This window comes from Empedobacter sp. UBA5987, from assembly GCF_002429865.1.
GTDB lineage: Bacteria > Bacteroidota > Bacteroidia > Flavobacteriales > Weeksellaceae > Empedobacter > Empedobacter falsenii_B.
The window spans coordinates 1-20,350 of sequence record NZ_DJBB01000022.1 but is presented as its reverse complement, the minus strand read 5'-3'; the positions used below and the strand labels follow the sequence as shown (position 1 = coordinate 20,350).

Annotated in this window: 14 protein-coding genes and 1 pseudogene; 5 read left to right on the top strand and 10 right to left on the bottom strand. The window is 31.8% G+C overall.

Features of this window, described 5'->3' with window-relative positions; translation table 11 throughout:
• Positions 1 to 981 precede the first annotated feature (981 nt).
• The 9 genes from B3J26_RS03945 to B3J26_RS03905 form a co-directional block, all read right to left on the bottom strand.
• Entirely contained in the window at positions 982 to 1,683 is a 702-nt protein-coding gene (locus tag B3J26_RS03945; protein WP_291073375.1) for a M48 family metallopeptidase, read from the bottom strand.
• Positions 1,683 to 4,892, bottom strand: coding sequence for a type I restriction endonuclease subunit R (locus B3J26_RS03940; protein WP_291073374.1), 3,210 nt, complete (start codon positions 4,890 to 4,892; stop codon positions 1,683 to 1,685). The genes B3J26_RS03945 and B3J26_RS03940 overlap by 1 nt, the downstream gene beginning before the upstream one ends.
• Positions 4,893 to 4,976: 84 nt before the next feature.
• Positions 4,977 to 6,629 (bottom strand): RNA-binding domain-containing protein, encoded by a 1,653-nt coding sequence (locus tag B3J26_RS03935; protein ID WP_291073372.1) that lies wholly within the window; start codon positions 6,627 to 6,629, stop codon positions 4,977 to 4,979.
• Between the two features lie 28 nt (positions 6,630 to 6,657).
• Positions 6,658 to 7,929: a restriction endonuclease subunit S gene (locus B3J26_RS03930; protein WP_291073370.1), complete on the bottom strand. Its 1,272-nt coding sequence runs from the start codon at positions 7,927 to 7,929 to the stop codon at positions 6,658 to 6,660.
• A gap of 12 nt (positions 7,930 to 7,941) precedes the next feature.
• The gene (locus B3J26_RS03925; RefSeq protein WP_291073368.1) at positions 7,942 to 8,724 is read right to left on the bottom strand and encodes a hypothetical protein; all 783 of its coding nucleotides are present in this window, start codon (positions 8,722 to 8,724) and stop codon (positions 7,942 to 7,944) included.
• Positions 8,718 to 9,731: a hypothetical protein gene (locus B3J26_RS03920; protein ID WP_291073366.1), complete on the bottom strand. Its 1,014-nt coding sequence runs from the start codon at positions 9,729 to 9,731 to the stop codon at positions 8,718 to 8,720. Before B3J26_RS03920 ends, B3J26_RS03925 begins: the two co-directional genes overlap by 7 nt.
• A gap of 65 nt (positions 9,732 to 9,796) precedes the next feature.
• A complete protein-coding gene (locus B3J26_RS03915) occupies positions 9,797 to 10,531 on the bottom strand; it encodes a metallophosphoesterase (RefSeq protein WP_291073364.1) in 735 nt (244 codons plus the stop codon).
• A 90-nt stretch (positions 10,532 to 10,621) separates the two neighbouring features.
• On the bottom strand, positions 10,622 to 12,151 hold the full coding sequence (locus tag B3J26_RS03910) for a type I restriction-modification system subunit M (protein ID WP_291073362.1): 1,530 nt from the start codon (positions 12,149 to 12,151) through the stop codon (positions 10,622 to 10,624).
• 4 nt (positions 12,152 to 12,155) lie between these two features.
• The gene (locus B3J26_RS03905; RefSeq protein WP_291073360.1) at positions 12,156 to 12,725 is read right to left on the bottom strand and encodes a restriction endonuclease subunit S; all 570 of its coding nucleotides are present in this window, start codon (positions 12,723 to 12,725) and stop codon (positions 12,156 to 12,158) included.
• Between the two features lie 549 nt (positions 12,726 to 13,274).
• Between B3J26_RS03905 and B3J26_RS03900 the strand changes: the two genes are divergently transcribed.
• The 5 genes and pseudogenes from B3J26_RS03900 to B3J26_RS03880 all read left to right on the top strand — a co-directional run bounded on the left by B3J26_RS03900 (position 13,275) and on the right by B3J26_RS03880 (position 18,070).
• The gene (locus B3J26_RS03900; RefSeq protein WP_291073359.1) at positions 13,275 to 14,156 is read left to right on the top strand and encodes an IS982 family transposase; all 882 of its coding nucleotides are present in this window, start codon (positions 13,275 to 13,277) and stop codon (positions 14,154 to 14,156) included.
• Between the two features lie 92 nt (positions 14,157 to 14,248).
• A complete protein-coding gene (locus B3J26_RS03895; protein ID WP_076549609.1) occupies positions 14,249 to 14,806 on the top strand; it encodes a hypothetical protein in 558 nt (185 codons plus the stop codon).
• Positions 14,807 to 14,823: 17 nt separating this feature from the next.
• Positions 14,824 to 16,182, top strand: coding sequence for a Dyp-type peroxidase (locus B3J26_RS03890; RefSeq protein WP_076549608.1), 1,359 nt, complete (start codon positions 14,824 to 14,826; stop codon positions 16,180 to 16,182).
• Positions 16,183 to 16,242: 60 nt separating this feature from the next.
• Positions 16,243 to 17,376 carry a catalase family protein gene (locus B3J26_RS03885; RefSeq protein WP_076549606.1) on the top strand — a complete coding sequence of 378 codons (1,134 nt, stop codon included), beginning with the start codon at positions 16,243 to 16,245 and terminating at the stop codon, positions 17,374 to 17,376.
• Positions 17,377 to 17,467: 91 nt separating this feature from the next.
• A pseudogene (locus tag B3J26_RS03880) lies at positions 17,468 to 18,070 on the top strand (hypothetical protein).
• A gap of 649 nt (positions 18,071 to 18,719) precedes the next feature.
• Here the strand turns inward: B3J26_RS03880 and B3J26_RS03875 are convergent.
• Positions 18,720 to 20,350 (bottom strand): VapE domain-containing protein (locus tag B3J26_RS03875; RefSeq protein WP_291073353.1); only part of this gene is annotated, 1,631 nt, incomplete at its 5' end.

Here is a 20,350-nt window from a genome sequence, read left to right as displayed (position 1 = left end):
TTGTAATCTTCCCCTTGTTAAGAACACTTAAAAGTAGAGTTTTTATNNCCTTACCATATTTCAATAAAAAGTTTCTAGGAGAAAGATATTGCAAAGAACAATGTGGTCTATTGAAATTATAAAAGTTTTCCCATTATTCTATTTTTGATTTAGATTGACATCATCAGTATAGCTTCTCCTCTTAATCTCAAATGCCTAACGAGCATTTTTGTGTGTAACGAAAAGCCGTTCAAAAATGGGCTTGACTGAAAGGAAAGCTTATTTTAGGCTTGGTTTTGCGGAGTTGGGTGAATGGTATGCTTCGCTTAGATATTAGATACTAGATATTAGCAATTAGATTATTACTGGGCTTGAAAAATGTATGGATAGTGAAATGAACCTAACGGAGTAAATCGTTAGCGCAAAAATGATTGTGGCAATATATTCAGACTTCAACAAGGGCAAAAAACGATTTTTGATACAAGGATTATCGGACAGGTAAGGGAGGGGCTATTTTGCATAATGTGATTATAGCGGGCTTGTCCCCGTTAGCCCGTTCAGGAGGCTATAATGCCACGTTATGTAAACATAGCTTTGGTGGGGCGGCTGGTTGCTCCCTGCTTGGGTATTTAATGGATTAAGTTTTTTTGCTTTTGTTGGCAATTATAGTGATTAGTAGTTAGTAAATAGTAGTTAGTAAATAGTAATTATTGGGTATGATTATAAAACTTATTATTAATGGGTTTTATAATTCATTTTCACCTCTTATTTCTCGATACAATTTTCTTTTGCTAAAGCAACGAAAATCACTCGAAATGACAAAAAAAGCCCCAACTGAATTATTATTGAGTTGGGGAGTTTATTATGTAAGAAGCAAAACTGGAATGGAACCGCAGTTGCTTTTTTGTTGTTGCCCTATACACTTACAAACTTTGCAAATAGGCGTGTACGTTCTACTGATTATCAATAACTACCTGATGTATAATTTTGTTGTGTAAACTTTTAAGCTAATGTCGTCTCTAATTTGTGCTTTATTTTTTGCCAATTAGGAAGGAAGTCTGTTAATAGGTTATAAAATTCCTTTGAGTGATTCGGGTGAATTAAATGACATAATTCGTGAAGAATAACATACTCAATACAAATTTTACTTGCTTTAATTAGTTCTGTGTTCAATAAAATATTTCCATTTGTTGTGCAACTTCCCCAACGTTTTTTTAAAAATTTGTGACTTAATGAAATTTCATATTCTTTAAACCTTGGGAACTCTTCTAATAATTTTTGTAATAATTCCGAGAAAACAACATCAGCTTTTGATTTATAGAATTTTGTAATAATTGGTTCTACATCCTCTTTTGTTGTTTCAATATGCATCAATCCTTTAGCTAATGAAATTGTATTGTAGCCTTTCTCTTTTTTAGTTATTTTCAATTTATATTGACGACCTAAATATCGATGCGTTTCACCAGGTATGTAAATTTTATCAGACGTAAATGGCCTATATAATTCAAATGCTTTTTGTTGTTGAATGACCCATTTTGATTTAGGTTTCACCTTCTCTAAGATAATATCTAAAGGCGTATTTGAAGGAGCTGTAATTTGCACATTACCTTCTGGAAACACTCTTAAATCTAATGTCTTTCTATTTGAATATAAAACCTCTGCTTCAATAGTCTTACTCCCATATCTATATTCAATCTTATCCATCAATCCATCTGTTTTTTTGCAATTTTAATTACTTCTTCTATAAAAGCATCAATTATATCAAAAGGAATGTTTTGCTCTAATTGTAAGGAAATACCATAGAAATAATCGTCTAATTCATTCCAAATTTTCTTTTCTAAATCAGCATTTGATTTCCAATCTACAATTGGTTTGTCACCCTCTAAAACAACCCCTTCAATTAAAGATCTTACCTCTAAAGCAATATCCGCATTTTGATTATTATCTTTTAAATGCTCTGATAATTTATCATTTATGAAATTATAAAATGCAATCGCAATCTTATTATCTGCAATACTTTTCGGTACATTGTCTTGCTTACCATTAATAAACGTATTTTCAATATCCTTGATTCTGTTTAAGTATTCAGCCTCATTAATTCTACTTTGCTTGTATTCTTGAATGGTTTGCTTAATTAAATCTGACAACTTAGTATAGAAAATAGGATCTTCTTGCATTTTAATGCTAATCCCTTTTGATGTACGCGAAGCAATATGATCTGCTTTAGCTGCACTACCAATTAACTTTTCTACTTCATCATCACGTTGTTGTTTATTAAAAATATCTATAGGTTGGGTAATTTTTAATACTTCACCATCTGTAACAATGTGTTTATCAATTAATTTTTGAACTTGCTTTTCATATTCTTTATAATCAATATCATCAAAATATCTTCTCTTAACATCGATGCGCAATTGGATAAAGAACTTGCTTTCTTTTTTGTATTTTTCAATGATTTCATCATTTTTACTATCATTGAACTGTACGGTAGACATCGCTAAATTAAACAAACGAAGAAACTTAGATAATTTTTCGTAAAATGTATGGCGCATTTCTTCATCACCTAATAAAACAGCATAAGCTTCTGTATCAAACTTATTCTTTACTGTTTTAAAAACATCCCATAATTCTGAATATGCTTGAGGCAATTGATTTATTAATTCGTTTACATTGGTAACAGAACCTTTTACGTCTTCTTTATCTAACTCATTATCCCCAGAATAATCTTCGATAGCTTTGTCTAAATTTTCTAAGTTTCCGTAATAGTCGATGATTAACCCATAATCTTTTCCTTCGTGTACACGATTAACCCTTGCTATCGCTTGCAATAAGGTATGATCTTTTAAATTACGTGTTAAGTACAATACACGATTTATAGGCGCATCAAACCCTGTTAATAATTTATCAACCACAATGATAATTTCGGGATGTTCTTGTTTTTTGAATGATTTGATGATATTTTCTTCATAATCTTTATGATTACCGTACTTATCAATCATTGCTTTATAAAACTTCTGCACTACGTCTTCGTTTTCAACATAAGCATCGTCATTATCTTTGCGGCTATCAGGAGCTGAGATTACAACTTCTGAAGTTACTTTACCAATCTCCTTTAAATAATTATGGTACATAATGGCGGTGGTTTTATTTGGAGCTACTAACTGTGCTTTAAAACCAGTACCTTGTATGAATTCAGTAAAATGATCTGAAATATCCCAAGCTCGATCATAAATTACTTGATCAGATTTATTAATCGTGTTTTTAGAACTGAATTTTCTTTTTAAACTTGCTTTACCATATTTGGTTAAAGGTTCAGAAACTTTTTCAAAATAATTATCTAAAGGCTTTTCGTTTACAGTGATGTCGTTGTGACGCCCTTCATAAAACAAAGGCAATACCGCTCCATCTTCAACTGCATCTTTAATGGTGTACTCATCGATAACGCCTCCGAATTTTTTAGCTGTATCCTTTTCAGACTTCATCAAAGGAGTTCCTGTAAACGCAATAAAACAAGCATTAGGAAACGTTTTTTGCATTTTTACGTTGAAGGTACCGTATTGACTACGATGCCCCTCATCAATCAATACAAATATTTCAGAAGAAGTAAAACCTTCAGGTGCTTTTGCAACTGCTGCTTTAAACTTGTTTATGATGGTTGTAATTACAGCATCAGATGAACTGTTTAACAAATCGATTAAATGTTTACCCGTAGAAGCTTCGACTACATCAATTTTACATTTTTTAAACGTATCTGTAATTTGATCGTTTAGGTCGATACGGTCTGTAACTAAAACTATTTTAGGGTTTTTAATCTTTTTATTTAAAGCAATCATTTGAGCAAGCATCGCCATAGTCAATGATTTTCCACTACCTTGTGTATGCCAAATGACACCTCCACGACGCTTACCATCAGTACCCACTTTTTCAATTCTTTTAATTGTTTTTTTAATACCGAAATACTGTTGGTAACGTGCTATTTTTTTAATACCATCATCATATAAAACATATTGATACATTAATTCTAAGAAACGTTCAGGACGACAAATTGAATAGATCATTTTGTCTTGTTCTGTAAGCATTACAACATCTTTTTCTAATTCATTAAAACGTTTAAAAGTAGATGCATATCTTGTTTTAAATATTTCAGTACGCTCATCATTAGGTAATGGAACTTGCTTTATCTTATTTAACTCTTGAAGAAAATCTTGTTCCATATACTTCTTCGTAAATTTTTCAATCCAAACGTTCCAGAATTCTTTTGGCGTACCTGTAGTTGCGTATTTAGCTTCATTAACAGCTAATCCCATCACTAAATTAGAGTACACATACAAATCACGAATGCCATCCTCTTTTTGATTTCTTAAATTCTGAGAAATCGCTTCATCAATAGGAGATTTTATTGCATTGGATTTACATTCAATGATACCTAAAGGCAATCCGTTGACAAACAAAACAATATCTGGTCTATACGTGTCTGAACGATTGGAACGCGTTACTGCAAACTCTTCTGAAACATGAAAAATGTTGTTTTCAGGTTTTTCCCAATCGATATATTTAAATGAAAAACTCTTGCGATCTCCATTAATGGTTTGCTCAAAAGATTTACCTAACGTTATTAAGTCATAAAAATGTTGATTGGCATTAATATATCCTAAATGAATGGGTAAATCTTTCACTTCATTTATAGCCAAGTTTATATTTGCATCAGAAAATGGATGTTTTTCGCCTTTGTAATTAATACTATTGATCTTAGCTAATTGCTCTTTAAGAATCGGAGTTAATAACACATTGCTGGTACGGTTATCTCTTAAAACTAAAGCTTGTTCTGGTGAAATATATTTGTACCCCAGCTTCATCAATAATTGAATGGCTGGGATTTGACTGATGTGATCTTCTTGGTATGATGGTGTCATTTATAATATTCGTTTGGTTGGGTATTTAGTAAAAATTTCTCTTAAGCTTCTCTTAAGTCTTCTCTTAAATTTTAATTTTCAAGGTTATTTGGCTAACATCCATTTGGATTCTTTTGCTGTTCCATTATTTATTATCTTACCAGATTTTCTCAATTCAGTTATCAAATTCCCAACTTTATTCTTCTTTTGTTCCTCGGTCATTACATCCGGAAGTTTTTTCCATAATAACTCGTCTATATCTTTTCTTGTCACCTCTTTATGCTGAGTAATTGATTTGATGATTAAATCTAAATAATATTGCTTATCAAAAGCCTTGTTTTTTGTATAGTCAGCTTTTAAACCAGTTTTCTTAGCTACATTTAAACTAATGTGATAATTCGGTTTTCTACCTTCGATTAATTTTCTTCCTCTTAAATATTTTTCTTCCTCTGAAGAAATAGCTATCTTTTTTTGAACTTTATCTAATAATATAATATCCTCTAAACTCAAGTCCTTATTCTTTGCTAATAATCGAGCGTAGTCCATATCTAAGATTTCCCCAGGAATAGTTACTTTTACTTTATTATCAGAAAAATCGTAATCCGGCATTGGGAAATAACGAACTCGTTGATAATTGAATATTTTCTTAATTCCCCCACCAGCTGTTTCCACCATTTTTAGATTAAACATTGCTGTAGCTAAAAATTTATTACGATAAAACTCCTCTGGTGCATCTTCTATTACCACTTTTTCAACCGAACCAGGAATAAATGTACCATAATTCGTGAATATTAATTTATCATCTGATTCTATGATATTAATTCTTGCACCTTTTGTATAGTCTTGGTGTGCTATACAGTTATTAATAGCCTCGCGAATCGAAAAAGGCTCATATTTGGAAACTTCTTCAGGAAAAATCGTACCTTCCTTCATATATCGATACTTGATATTACGAATTTTAGCAAACACTTTTTCTACAGATAAAATTAAAGGCATGCCATAAATCTCGTGATCAATATCATTATTTTCTTTATCTACTAATTTCCATCTTATTTTCACTTCAGCAGGAGCTAGAAGATGTTCTGACTCATCTTTACCTAAAAGAATAAGCGCAGTACGTGTAATTTTACCCTTGATAGTTAATTTAGCTTTGTTAAGAAAAGTAATGGTATCCCAACTTTCCATCTCTTCCGCCTTGTCTGGAAATTTACTTTTAAAGTTTTTACGCGCAACCGTAATAGCTTCTTCGTCTAAATCAGATAAATCAGCATTAGCCACTATTCCTTGACTCCAATCTTCCAAAACTGCTTGAGCTCTAATACGTTCTAACTTTTCAAGATTCAAAGGACAAAGCTCTTCACCATCACGAGCGTAATAATGTCCATCGAATGCGATTGGTAAACCACGTGGTGCGGCTGGTATTTGAAACATCAATATACGATTACCTTCACGCTCCAGTTCGTAAATATCTATATAAGTAATGCGGTTCGTAGTCTTATTTGCTATTTCACCTTTAAGTTTGTCTAAATCAGTTCTATTTTTTCGATATTGAGTACCAACAACATTATGTTTTTTATCTTCAATACCAAAAACTAGCCAACCAAATGGTTTATTTTTCAAATTAGCTTCATTACTAATAGCCGAAAAATACTTTCCAAGTTTAGTGAAATCATATTGATTTTTAGCTTCTTTAAATTCTACAACTTCATTTTCAGATGATAGTGCTAATAAATCATCCAGTATATTTTCAATATTCATAATTTGTTTTTTGTTAATTCATTTAGTATTATACCGTACGTACTTTACCGGTTAATAATTGCTGCATTAATCCTTTCTTTTGAAGTTTTAATGCCTCTAGTTTTTGTTGGTATTGTTTTACTTCTTGGTTGGCTGTGTTTAGGATTTCAGCAATGGCGTTTTGTTCTTCTAATGAAGGAAATGGAATTTCTAACTCTAAAAAATTAGAAAGATGTACCCTCTTTTTTTCTAATAAAGAACCTATCGCTATACGATCATAAAGATTGATGAATAAATCAGTTTTAAAAAGATTCGTGTAATAATCCAAGTTTACGTTTTCGTCAGTTTTATAAATAGAATTATAATACGCCGAAACAGATACAATCTCATCGATATTTGATTTAGCTATAGCTCCAAATCTTAAATTCATCGGATTGAACAGAATATCATTTGGATAGATCAACTTATATTCATTTGACTCTTGATCTTTCAATAAAAAAGAGCGTTCATATCTATCTGTTTTTTCTGTTAATCCTTTTTCAATCGTCAAACTAAACAAAGGATATTTTGATTGATCATTAGATTTTTCTTTTCTTTCCTTGAATATTGTTTTTACTGTTTTTATTTCCCAATCTATTGGATATTTACTTCCTAAATTCGTTTTATGAAATTTAGAGTTTTCTTTATTTTTTACACGTTTTTTACCCGTCAATAACGAAAACGCCAACGCCTTATTTCTAGCTTCTAGTTTTTTGATGATAGTATCGGTATCTTGGATGGCTTTATCCCACGTGGATAAAACTTCAGCAATTTTTTGTTGCTCTGGGAGTGGGGGAAGTGGGAAAGAGAATTGTTTTAAATCACTTCCGTTAATAGAATTTATAGTTGCTCCTAAATTTTTATTAATATGATTTTGATAAATATCAGATTTAAAGCAATGATATAAATATGAGTTCAATTCACTTCTATAAATAGACATAAATGCACCAAAAGCCATTCCTTTAGCTTCTTCAGTTATTAATGCATTTTTACCAATTAAAGATTTACTTCCATTTCTAACACAAATTAATATATCATTTAATTCTACAGGATTGTATTTTAGATTCGTTGATTTCACAAAGACATTATCATCAAAAACTAAATTGTCATTTTGAATGTTCGAAGATCTTAATACTAATATTCCTTCATTTTCGTCTACGATATCCTTTGGAGAATAAGTTAAACCATTTAAAATTTCTCCTAATTCTCCCAACTTCTTCACTTCCCATTCTGTAGGGATAGGGCCGATGGCTGTATTTTTATATTGTGTTGTTTTTGTCATTTTGTAATATTTTTATGCTAGGTCTTCGTCTGTAATGGTAAACACAGACTTTATTACATCTAGTGCGTCTTCGCTTTTAGCGCCTTTCATCCCCATTGCTTTAAACACATCGGGCGTAGGTAAATCCTCTTTTATCATTTTAAGGAAATCTATCATCAGCTCTTTGATGGGTTGAGGCAATTCAAAGCGCTCTTCTCCAGTAAATAGCAAAGCTAATTTAAGGCAATCGTTTTTATGCTTTTTTAGATGTTTGCTGTCTTCTTTGCTTCCATTAGCAATACGCCCCGTAATATCTAAATATGCTTTTGCCTTTAAAGCAATTAAAGCTTCTGTATTTGCACGATGCACATCTGACACGACCACACTATGTTCTCTAATAAATTGGTAGAAGGTATCATTAAGTAAGATTGCTGACAAACTACTTAAATCATCATCTACCGGAATAGGCGTTAAGTGCATCTCAGGATCTAATTCAATCAAATCTGGTTTACGTGAAAACAATTCTATCTGCTGTGGAAAATCTTCGTTTTCCGGATCCATAAATCGATAGTATTGGCGTTCGTCGCTGCTTATTTCTTTTCGGTTGTAATTGCCCTCTTTTATAAATTGCCAAAATTTTTTTAAGAATTCCGGATTTAAAGCTTCTATCACTAAAATGATGTCAATATCTTTTGTGGCACGAGGTACTAATCCTTCATCTTCTATAATCATATCGCAAGCAGTACCACCGATAATGATATAATTATCTGGAAATGCAGCAAAATATGCTTTAAATTGTTCTATGCCTTTTACCATATAAATCGATTGATTAAGTGTTCTAATTCCATTTGCACACGTTCGTCTTGATCTTCTTTATAGGTTAAGAATAAAGAGATTGGATCGACCTTGTCGTATGCTGATTGACTGATTCTGTTGATGAAACTTGGATCGTATTTCCATATTTGAAATAGATATTCTCCACCAAATTCATTGAATGTATTGGGTTGGTTATTCTTCTTGATTAAGTTAAAGGTTTGATTATCTATAGCAAAAGCCATTTGATTGCATGGGTTTATATTGGTGTACTCCGTTAAGGCAGTATTTCCTGCTTTTAATAATGGTAAATTCCAATTGAAATTATATGCTACGAAATACTCTTTAGCAATGGGATTGATAAAAATGTTGTTTTGTAGTCCTTTTTCCCACAATGTTTTTCTATCGAATTTGAATTGGAACATTTTATAACGACCACGCTGTACGATTTCTATTAATTCTAATTCGACTAAATTTTCGACTGCACGTGAAACGTTGATGGTATTTACCTGAAATTGGTTTGCAATTTCTTTTAATGGAATATCTTCGATTGTATATTGATTATTTGTATTCAGCAAATGTGCAATGACTAATACCTGAGCAAAAGGTTGCAAGGTTTGTGCAGTACGTCCTTTTGTTTGGTATCTGTATTCTGTAAAATCGATGAACAAGTATGGTATATACAGTTGCTTAAACGGTACGATAAATGCCCTATTTTTTTCGATTAATCGTTTACGATTATAGGCTTCCATTTCGTCCACACAAAGAATAATGGGTTGATTAATTCTTTCTTCAATATTTGCTAGTTGCGTGTCTATGGCTGCAATTGTAAACTCGTCATCCGTTTCAGCATAGGCAATGACGAATTTTTTATTTAACATCAACAACTCGTACCATCCATAAGCATTACGCAAATAGATGGGTAATTGATTAAGGATATTCTTGCTTAAAGGGCTTACCTCGCAATGAATTCCTATCGTTTCGTTGATGTAATTTTTTAGCTGAATCATAATACTAACATTGAAATTGCACGATAACAAATATAATGTTATTATGCAGAAAAAGTGTTATTAAATTAAAAATCAATAATTTTATTCCAATCCTTTATTCCTGAAGCCTTATCCAATTGATTGGTAAGTAAGCTCGTGTTCCTTATGTTTATTATCTCATTGGCTGTATGTGTATGACCATAAATCCAATACAGTGGTTGGTATTTAACAATCAACTCCTCTAACGAAGATCCATAAACAGAACTGAAATTTTCTTGTTCCGGAATAGATAAGATTACAGGACAATGATGTGTTACTACGATGGTTTTACTGGGATTTGCAGTTTGAAATTTATGCTCCAAAAAACTCAAGGCATCGATATGAAATGCATTATAATCGAACGCATCTATATAATCCTCTTGGTATTTAATGTATTTAAAATCATTGATGTGATATTGTAAAAACCATCTTTTGTTCAGATCTAAATTAGACCACAAAGTAGAGCAAATCATTTGATAATCTTCTATCAGAACCGATTGGTTATTGATTAAAAATACATTTTCTCGAATGGGAATATTACAGGATTGATATGATTGGTAATCTGAGCCATAAAATTCATGATTTCCAGGAATCCAAAAAACTTTAGTAAACGCCTGACTGATATGATCTAGGAAAAAATTAATTTGATCGATCTGGTTTAATGGTATAATATCGCCAGCAAGAACTAAATAATCGGCACAAGGTTGAACAGGATATTTTTCAAAAAACATCCTGTTGTTATGTGATTCTAAATGAAGATCTGAAATGTATTGTATTTTCATTATTTTTTTGAATTACCGTGTTCTACACCACCACCATGCCATTCGCCAGTTACTAACCAAATAGTTGTTTTTTGGTTTAAGTAGGTTAATTTATATTAGCTTTAATTCCTTTAAAAACGCTTGCATTTTAGCTTCTGTTTCTGTCAAACTGTTTTTAAGTTGGTTGATGTCGTTGTTCACTTCTTTGATGTCTACTTCGGCTTCTTCTTCAAATGTATCGATGTAACGAGGAATATTTAAATTGAACTCGTTTGCTTTGATATCTTCAAAGGTTGCACGGTATGAGAATTTATCGGTTAAAACTTCTCCATTTTCTGTTTCTAAAGCAGGTAAAGCTTTGAATTTTTTAAATTCATCAACAATCTTTTGGATGTGTTTTTCACTTAACTTATTTTGATTTTTACCAGAATCGAATTCAGCACTTGCATCTATAAACAACACATTGGTATTAGAACCTTTTGCTTTATTGAAAATAAGAATAGCCGCAGGAATACCTGTACCAAAGAACAAGTTAGCTGGTAAACCAATTACAGCTTCTAACATGTTTTCTTCAATCAACTTTTGACGGATTTTACCTTCGCTACTTCCTCTAAATAATACACCATGCGGAACAATAACACCAACTTTTCCAGAATCTTGATAAGTTGTTTCTATCATGTGAGAAATGAACGCATAATCACCTTTAGATTTCGGAGGAACCCCACGATGGAAGCGTTTGTATGTATCTGCATCGGCGTTTTCTGCTCCCCATTTGTCTAATGAAAATGGTGGATTAGCAACTACAATATCGAATTTCATTAAACTGTCTTCCTCTTTTAATTGTGGATTGTTTAATGTATCACCCCATTCTATTACTGCATTATCTTCTTCGTGCAAGAACATATTCATACGAGAAAGTGCCCAAGTAGAACCGTTGTTCTCCTGACCATATAAGGCATAATTTTTACCTTCAATTTCTTTGGCAACTTTAATCAATAAAGAACCCGAACCACAAGCCGGATCACAGATACGATTACCTGGTTGTGGATCAACTAATTTAGCTAACAAAGTACTTACCTCTGATGGAGTATAGAATTCACCAGCTTTCTTACCTGCTTCACCAGCAAATAAGGAAATTAAAAATTCATAACTATCACCAATCACATCATTATTCTCTAAGTGAGAAGGTTGCAAGTTTAATTCACTCAAATCTGTAAGTAGATTTTTTAGAATTTGATTGCGTTGTTTTGTAGGACCAAAAGCAGTTTCAGAATTGAACGATATGCTACGGAATACCATAGCTAATTTTGAACGGTTTTCGTCTTCTAATTTGGTTAACGCAATATCTATTAACTCTCCAATGTTATTTTCGTTACGATTCTCAAAAAGATAATCGAATGAACTCTCTTCAGGTAATACGAAACGCTCACGTTTTAATTGACGCTTTACCATTTCTTCATTACCATCGTATTTAGTTCTTAAATCATTTGCTTTTTCGTTCCAAACGTCTGATAAATATTTTACGAATAATAATGTTAAGATATAATCTTTATATGATCCACTTCCCATGACAGGACGTAATGAATCACAAGATTTCCATACTACCTTATTGATTTCTTGTTGCGTTAATTTTGCAGCCATATTTTTATTTTGTTATTTCGTTTATTAATTGGTTAAATCTTACTTGCTTTTTTTCTTTTAGTTGTTCTAATAATTGTATTTCTTTATTATGGAGATCATAAATTTCTACAATTTTATGTTGTACTTGTAATGATGGAAGATTAATTTCGAAATCTGCTAATTCGTTTTTACGAATAGAAGGAATAGAACTACCAGCACCAATACTGTTGAAATAGTTATGACTTTTCGTGTGGTTTAGAATACAAGTTAAATAATCTGGTAAAACTGCCTCTCGATTCGTTTTTATAACATAGAAAATAGATGATGCTACAGCTTCACCCATTTCCTTTTTGTAACAGTGTGCGAAGAATCTCATTCCTTTTCCTACTAATAGAATATCATCATCTTTTAGGATATGATCTTCTTTAGTTTTATCTTTAGCAATGAAGTAATCTACATTGTTTAAGAATCGACCATCTTCATTGAAATTTCTTGCTTGTAAATACATAACTCCTTCCTTTTCAATTTCACTTGTATGGAAACCAAAATTAAATGAAGCGAGATCTTTTAATTTTGTTTTTTGATTATTTGTCATTGTAGAGTTTTTCAAATACCATTTATCAAAGATTAAAATAAAATTCAATAAATCAAAAAATATTGTTAATTTATCTTTGTAGAGTATTTCATTTTTAAAAAGTAACCTAAGTAACCAAATTTCAGTAAAAACATTTTTTTGTTTTTTGAGTTTCTTAAAAAACTGTTTCAAACGAAGATATTAATGCAATAAGGAGAACCAATGGTTCTCCTTTTCTTTGATTTTAGCTTATGTTTCCAGTTTTTTATTTTGAGAATTTTACAATTTTTTCTTTTGGTCAAATTTGGTTACTTTCCTTACTTGGTATAATTCATTGTATATTTGAGTATTACAATGAAATTTTAACGTTTTTTGAGTACTTAAAAAGTAAGGAAAAGTAAGGGGATTTTTGCACCTAGTATTGAGATTTTAGATGTTAGATTTTAGACTTGTTTTATTATATTCATTTTATTCATAGGTTTATTATTTTATACCCGTTGTGCATTATAAAAAAGGTTACTCATAATACGAAAATCTCGTATATTGTATTGACTACCAATCTAATACATTATGAATAACCTAGATGCAATTTACGATTTTATTTTAAAGGAATTAAGAAAATTAACCATCAAAGAAAATTTTTATTTCAAACCAATTAAACCAAAATTATCTGATTTAGAACTCATTGCAATAAATATTTCTGCAGAATATTTATCGATAGATTCAGAATATCAGTTGTTTAGATACCTCTCTAATTCAAAACTAAAGGGAATGATTGAGAGAAGTGTGTTTAATCGCAGAAAAAGAAAGCTTTTCTTACACTTGGAAAATATTAGAAAACTTATGGTTGCTAAATTTAATGAGATGGAAACCACTTTTATTGTAGATTCGATGCCTTTAGAAATCTGCAAAAACGCAAGAGCGAACCGCTCTAAAATTTGTAAGGAAAATGAATTTTCGTTTCCCAGCAAAGGGTATTGCGCTTCTCAATCGAGTTATTATTATGGTTACAAATTACATGCAGTTTGTTCTGTTTCCGGAGTTTTCCAAAGTTTTGATATTTCTACAGCAAGCATTCATGATATTCATTTTTTGCAAGATATCAAGCATCAAATGAACAATTGTACGTTGATTGGAGACAGGGGTTATTTATCCACCCAAGTGCAAACAGATTTGTTCAATTATGCGAATATAAAGCTGGATACACCCATGAGAAACAACCAAAAAAATTATCAAAAACAAAAATATATTTTCAGAAAATCCAGAAAAAGAATTGAGACTTTATTCTCTCAACTTTGCGACCAATTTAAAATCAGAAACAATTACGCAAAATCTTTTAACGGTTTTAAAACAAGGGTATTGAGCAAAATAACAGCATTAACTTTCAATCAGTTTGTAAATGTTTTTGTTTTCAAGAGAAGTTTGAATAAGTTAAAAATTAATTTGTGCTAAATGCACAACAGGTAATAATTTTAATTAAAAAATTAAATGATGGTTTAGTTTTTGATTTTAAGTAAATAATTATTAAAATAAATCTTTTTGTTATGAGTTTCATCGACAATGTAAAATTAACAGCAGAGCTTATTAAAGCAAATTTTTCAGAAGGTATTGATGATGGATATGATCATTCCACAACTTCTGCAGGTAGAAAAGGATTACGATCAGGTCGGGTTTCTGAACTGACTGCAATGGCAGATTTGAAGCCCGGCGGCGCTGATAATCTCCGAAAAATTATGGAGATTGCAAATGGTAATTTGAAAGGTGCTACAAAAGTTGGAACCTTACACGATTTACGAATTGTTCTTTTTGATAATGATACTAAGATTTTGTTCTGTACAGCTTATGATGGGGATTGGGATGCTTATATCGATGATTTTGCAACCAAAATTCCCCAATTGATGGATATTATTTTTGGAAATGTGGAAGGTTGGCCTGGAATTAAAGATCCAACAGTTAAAGATTTTATTCTTAGCAAACAGATTACTGCGACAGGTTGGTATGTGGGAGTACCACATCTTACTGTAAACGACATTAGACGTAACGATAAGATCATTACTGGCTTAAATAAAGCCATTGACGATTCTAATAAAATTGAAAAATAATTTTTAATAAATAAATTATGGCATTTGATTTTATAAAAAGAATTTTCAATCCGGACAAAGTTAATATAGAGTTGAAGGAAATTCAATCTTTAATTTTGAGAAGTAGGCCAATTCCTTATTTTGGAACAGTGGCATTATTAGAAATCACGGATAAAGAAAGTGCGAAAAAGATGTTGAAAGATTTGATTCCATTAATTGATTCTGCAGAGGAATGGAACAAAAACGAAGGAGCATCTGTATTTCTAACTTTTACCTATAAAGGTTTAGAAAAAATTGGTGTACCAAAAGAAAGTTTAGATTCTTTTCCGGAATCTTTTAAAGAAGGAATGGCTAAAAGATCGTCTTATCTTTATGATATTGGCGTGAATGATCCCAAAAATTGGCAGAAAGAATTTAAAAATCCTAACATTCATATTGCTTCTGCAGTGATCTCCAATAATGAAGCCGATTGGAAAAGCAAATTGGAAGAATTTCGTACTAAAATTTCGGAAAACAATGGAGTTGAAGTTTTGGTGAGTGAAGATTTTGGTGCTACAGAAGAGGTGAAAAATGTTTTCGGTTTTCGCGATGGAATCAGTAATCCCGAAGTTGAAGGTAGTGGGATTGATGTACCTCAAGGTTTTGACCGCCCGATTGCAGCTGGCGAATTTATATTAGGTTATCCAGGAGAAGGTGATATTACAAAACCTTTTCCTCAGCCGGACATTTTAGGGAAGAATGGGTCTTTTATGATTTTTAGAAAATATCAAAGCCAGGTTGCAGAGTTTAACCAGTTCATTAAGGATAATAGTTCTTCTCCAGAAGAAGGCGAACTTTTGGCTGCGAAAATGGTAGGCAGATGGAGAAGCGGAGCTCCACTAGTTTTATCGCCAGAAAAAGATGATAAAGTGCTTGGAGAAAATCCTGAAAAAAATAATAATTTTTCATTTAAGAACGATGAGTTTGGAAAAAAATGTCCTTTCAGTTCTCACATCCGCAGGATGAATCCGCGAGATTCCAAAACTTTTGTCTTGGAAGATGAAAGGCTTCACCGCATTATACGTCGCAGCGTAACTTTTGGGGATATTGTTCCGCCGGAAGTGACAAAAAATGACGGTAAAGAACGCGGTCAATATTTTATGGGAATTAGCGCGAATGCAATGGGGACTTTGGAATTTTTGCAAAAACAATGGATTAATGATGGCAATTCACAAAATCTGGGTAGTGAAAAAGATCCTATGGTTGGTTTGCAAGATCAAAATAGTTTGTTCAGTATGCCTGCAGACCCGCTAATAAAAAGATACCGAGGTTTACAAACTTATAATATCGTGAAAGGTGGTGAATATTGCTTTATCCCAAGTCTTTCAGCTCTCAAATGGATCAGTGAATTAAATTAATACTTATAAAAATTTAACTATTTTTTTATTTAAAAATCACTAACAAAAAAATCTAATTGCATGGAATACGTTAAATATGATTATAAATTGGAAGAAATTCCTGAAAATTTCGAAGAGTATATCAATAAAATTAATAAGGATATTGTAGATTATATTCGAAACACGCCGCAACTAAGCCGCGCTCATAATTATACAAGAGATGCGCACGCCAATGGCTATGCTGCATTAAAGGCAGAGGTGGAAATTCTGCCTAATTTGCCTGAAGAATTGGCTCAAGGTATTTATAAAAATGCAGGAAAACACGAAGCGGTGGTTCGTTTTTCAAACGGATCCTCTCGTGTGTTGCCTGATAAACTAAGTGGAAATGCGCAAGGTTTTGCACTTAAAATTTTTGGAATTGAAGGCGAAAAAGTTGCTCCTGGTGAAGAGTCATCACCAAATGTGGATTTCAACCTAATCAATAATCCGGTATTTTTTTGCAATACTGCGGAACATTATGTTTTCATCTCCAAACTGTTTCTTAAAATCACCGATTTTTTTGAAAAAGGTGCATTAGGAAAATTGGAATTTGCTTCAATCTGGGTTACAGAAAATAAAAAAGCTTTCCCAAATTTCGAAGCATTAAAAGAATTAGCCGCACTAAAAACTTTTGAAAAAATCCCATCAATTAACAGTTTTTTATACGAGTATTACAGTATGGGCGCAGTTCGTCACGGAGATTATATGGCAAAAGTAAGAATTGAACCTACTGACGAAACGAAAAACTTAATTATTGATAAGGATATTGATATTGACAGCGAAGATTGGCCTTACAGAAAAGCTATTATTAAAGAGATCGCAAAAAACGATCTTACATTCAATCTACAAATTCAATTATGTAACGATTTGAAAAAAATGCCAATTAATGATCTTACAGAAGAATGGTCTCAAGAACTATCGCCATTTCGCACGGTAGCTAAAATCAAAATATTTAAACAAGAAGTTCCTGAAGATGGTAATTTTAATGTGATGGACAATCTTTCGTTTACGCCGTTTAGAACTCTAGAAGAAAATCGTCCCATAGGTAATTTGCAAAGTACGAGAAGATCGGCCTATGTAACCTCTTCAACGACCCGTCACGAATTAAATAACAAAAAAAGAAAAGAGCCAAACAATTTGCAGGAGGCATTTGATGAGAAATTTTATCAGAAATAGTTTTTATATTTACACCCGTATTGCATTATAAAAAAGGTTACTCATAATACGAAAATTTCGTATATTGTATTGACTACCAATCTAATACATTATGAATAACCTAGATGCAATTTACGATTTTATTTTAAAGGAATTAAGAAAATTAACCATCAAAGAAAATTTTTATTTCAAACCAATTAAACTAAAATTATCTGATTTAGAACTTATTGCAATAATCTTTTCTGCGGAATATTTATAAATAGATTCAGAATATCAGTTATTTAGATACCTCTCCAATTCAAAACTAAATGGAATGATTGAGAGAAGTGTTTTTAATCGCAGAAAAAGAAAGCTTTTCTTGCACTTGGAAAATATTAGGAAACTCATTGTTGCTAAATTTAATGAGATGGAAACCACTTTTATTGTAGATTCGATGCCTTTAGAAATCTGTAAAAACGCAAGAGCGAACCGCTCTAAAATTTGTAAGGAAAATGAATTTTCGTTTCCCAGCAAAGGTAGAAAATCCAGAAAAAGAATTGAGACTTTATTCTCTCAACTTTGCGACCAATTTAAAATCAGAAACAATTACGCAAAATCTTTTAACGGTTTTAAAACAAGGGTATTGAGCAAAATAACAGCATTAACTTTCATTCAGTTTGTAAATGTTTTTGTTTTCAATAGAAAAATGAATAGACTTAAAATTGAATTAATTTAATAGTGCACTACCGGTATATATTGTATTCATGAATCCTATGGATTTGACTTGACACAAAAACGAATCGAAATATCATATATTCATTTTATTCATAGGTTTATTTTTTTATATATATTGTATTCATGAATCCTATGGATTTGGCTTGATCCAAAACGAATCAAAAAATCAAGGCTTCAATTCTCGCCGGTCAATATTCATTTCGCTTCTCTAAAATGTTTAAATCACTCCCGATGGTCGGTAAACATTTTTGCGCTTCTCTCAATGGATTGACACTCGTCTGCAAATTGTTATGCCATTTTGATTTAGATGCCGATACTCTATTTTTTTTAGAGTTTGTTAGCGAATGATTTGTTCTTTGTTTTCATTTTGTCTTGTAATCAGAAAACACTTGAGATATTAGACTTTGTTTTTATATGTTATTTTTTATTCATGGCTTTATTATTTTAAGAATATTGTATTCATGAATCCTATGGATTTGACTTGACACAAAAACGAACCAAAAAAGTCAAGGCCACGATTCTCGACGGTCAATATTCATTTCGCTTCTCTAAAATGTTTAAATCATTCCCTACGGTCAGTAAACATTTTTACGTTTCACTCAATGTATTGACACTCGTCTGCGAATTGTTATGCCAATTTTAATTTATTTCTACCCTAACTCTTTGTTCATTTTTTGTACTTGATCATATTCTAATTCTTTGACTGCATAGACATACGAACCATTTTTTGAAATTCTCATAAAACCGTGTTTCTTTAATGCTTTACCCAATTGGTTTACTGTACCGCTATTGATATTGATGTTACTGAAAAAAGCTAACCTTGTAGCTATTTGTGTTGCGTTTAAAAAGGCATTGGCTGTTTCTTTATCTGCTTTTTCGAACCACGTTAGTAGCAATTCTTCTTCTGGTGATTTGATTTGGTATTGCTCGTTGTTTTGGTTAATGTTTTTGATTTCTTCGTTGTTGAACCAATATCTAAATCCTTGATCTATTAAATGCAATGCATGTTTGTAACAGTTATCGAGATTTACGTTGTGATGGTATTCGATGTGTTCTACTTCAAAGCATAAGAATCTACGAGAACCTGTTGTATCGTTTAGGAATTGAGCGGTATTCACAGAACCTGCAAATGAAGCTCTACGCGGTAAGGTTTCGTTGTTGTGTCCGTATGCTTTTCTCATTCTGATATGGGATTTTGTAATGATTTCTTTTAATGAACCAATCTCCGTTTTATTTAAATTTTCTAACTCGTCTAAGTTGATGAGCATACATTCAGCCAAATGGATTAAGGTGTCTTTGTTGTTGGGATTAATTGTACCTGAAAACAAATAAACCTTTAATGGCTTAGGAACTAACTTTTCCATCCAGGTAGTTTTACCGATTCCTTGTTTCCCACTGAATACAATTACTGTTTGATTGACTACTTTTTCGTTTGTTACACAAGCCACCATTGCAACAAACCATTTTTTGAAACATTCGATCCATAACTCTTGGTTCGTTGTGGTGATGGTATTCGCCAGTTCAGTGATGTAATCTACCTCTTGATATATCACTGGCAACGTAGAAAAATAATCTTTGAATGGATCGAATTGTTCAACATAATCCGACATCAATAAATAGCGTAATCCTTGAATGCTGCATTTGACTTTGGCTTTTAATACTTCTCTAAGAATCGAGTTTTCTACGAAATCTGTAATTGGTTTGTAGATTTGGTTACGAACCTTTTTGTATTCTAACTTTCCTGTTACTATGTTGTACCTAAAGTTGTACCTTTTATTGAGGAACATTTCCAATCGTTCTATGGCAGCAGGTTTTTCTTCGTCGTCATCATATGAGTTTTGAGTTGAGGGTTCTGAGTTATTCACTTGATGAGATCCTGAAACAAGTTCAGGGTGACTGTTAGAGTTAGGTAAAACGTTTTTGAACTTCCCAAATTCTTCTGAATGATTGTACGCACTTTTGACAGCGTTCATTACTTCGATTTCGTTGTAATTGTAATCGGATAAAATGAATCCTAAGGCTTCTGCATAACTAATTCCTTTTCTATTTAAGTTACACGCTAATTGATGTACAAAGTTATTTCGGTTTCCTTCAACGTAATCCATTTTCTGTTTTGTGAATCTGACACAATGTTCAATGAGCGTATTCGTATCTGGTGTAAATGGGTTTTGATACGTTTCTGTAAAACTATTCTGTGGATGGTTTCGATGTGTTTCATTGAAATGAGATTGATTATTTACTTTATGAGATTCTAAAACAAGTTCCTTTAGATTTGAAAATC

Bases quoted from the DNA above. Each gene is read 5' to 3' on its own strand.
- B3J26_RS03945 (WP_291073375.1), bottom strand. From the start codon at position 1,683: ATGGATAAGATTGAATATAGATATGGGAGTAAGACTATTGAAGCAGAG.
- B3J26_RS03940 (WP_291073374.1), bottom strand. From the start codon at position 4,892: ATGACACCATCATACCAAGAAGATCACATCAGTCAAATCCCAGCCATT.
- B3J26_RS03935 (WP_291073372.1), bottom strand. From the start codon at position 6,629: ATGAATATTGAAAATATACTGGATGATTTATTAGCACTATCATCTGAA.
- B3J26_RS03930 (WP_291073370.1), bottom strand. From the start codon at position 7,929: ATGACAAAAACAACACAATATAAAAATACAGCCATCGGCCCTATCCCT.
- B3J26_RS03925 (WP_291073368.1), bottom strand. From the start codon at position 8,724: ATGGTAAAAGGCATAGAACAATTTAAAGCATATTTTGCTGCATTTCCA.
- B3J26_RS03920 (WP_291073366.1), bottom strand. From the start codon at position 9,731: ATGATTCAGCTAAAAAATTACATCAACGAAACGATAGGAATTCATTGC.
- B3J26_RS03915 (WP_291073364.1), bottom strand. From the start codon at position 10,531: ATGAAAATACAATACATTTCAGATCTTCATTTAGAATCACATAACAAC.
- B3J26_RS03910 (WP_291073362.1), bottom strand. From the start codon at position 12,151: ATGGCTGCAAAATTAACGCAACAAGAAATCAATAAGGTAGTATGGAAA.
- B3J26_RS03905 (WP_291073360.1), bottom strand. From the start codon at position 12,725: ATGACAAATAATCAAAAAACAAAATTAAAAGATCTCGCTTCATTTAAT.
- B3J26_RS03900 (WP_291073359.1), top strand. From the start codon at position 13,275: ATGAATAACCTAGATGCAATTTACGATTTTATTTTAAAGGAATTAAGA.
- B3J26_RS03895 (WP_076549609.1), top strand. From the start codon at position 14,249: ATGAGTTTCATCGACAATGTAAAATTAACAGCAGAGCTTATTAAAGCA.
- B3J26_RS03890 (WP_076549608.1), top strand. From the start codon at position 14,824: ATGGCATTTGATTTTATAAAAAGAATTTTCAATCCGGACAAAGTTAAT.
- B3J26_RS03885 (WP_076549606.1), top strand. From the start codon at position 16,243: ATGGAATACGTTAAATATGATTATAAATTGGAAGAAATTCCTGAAAAT.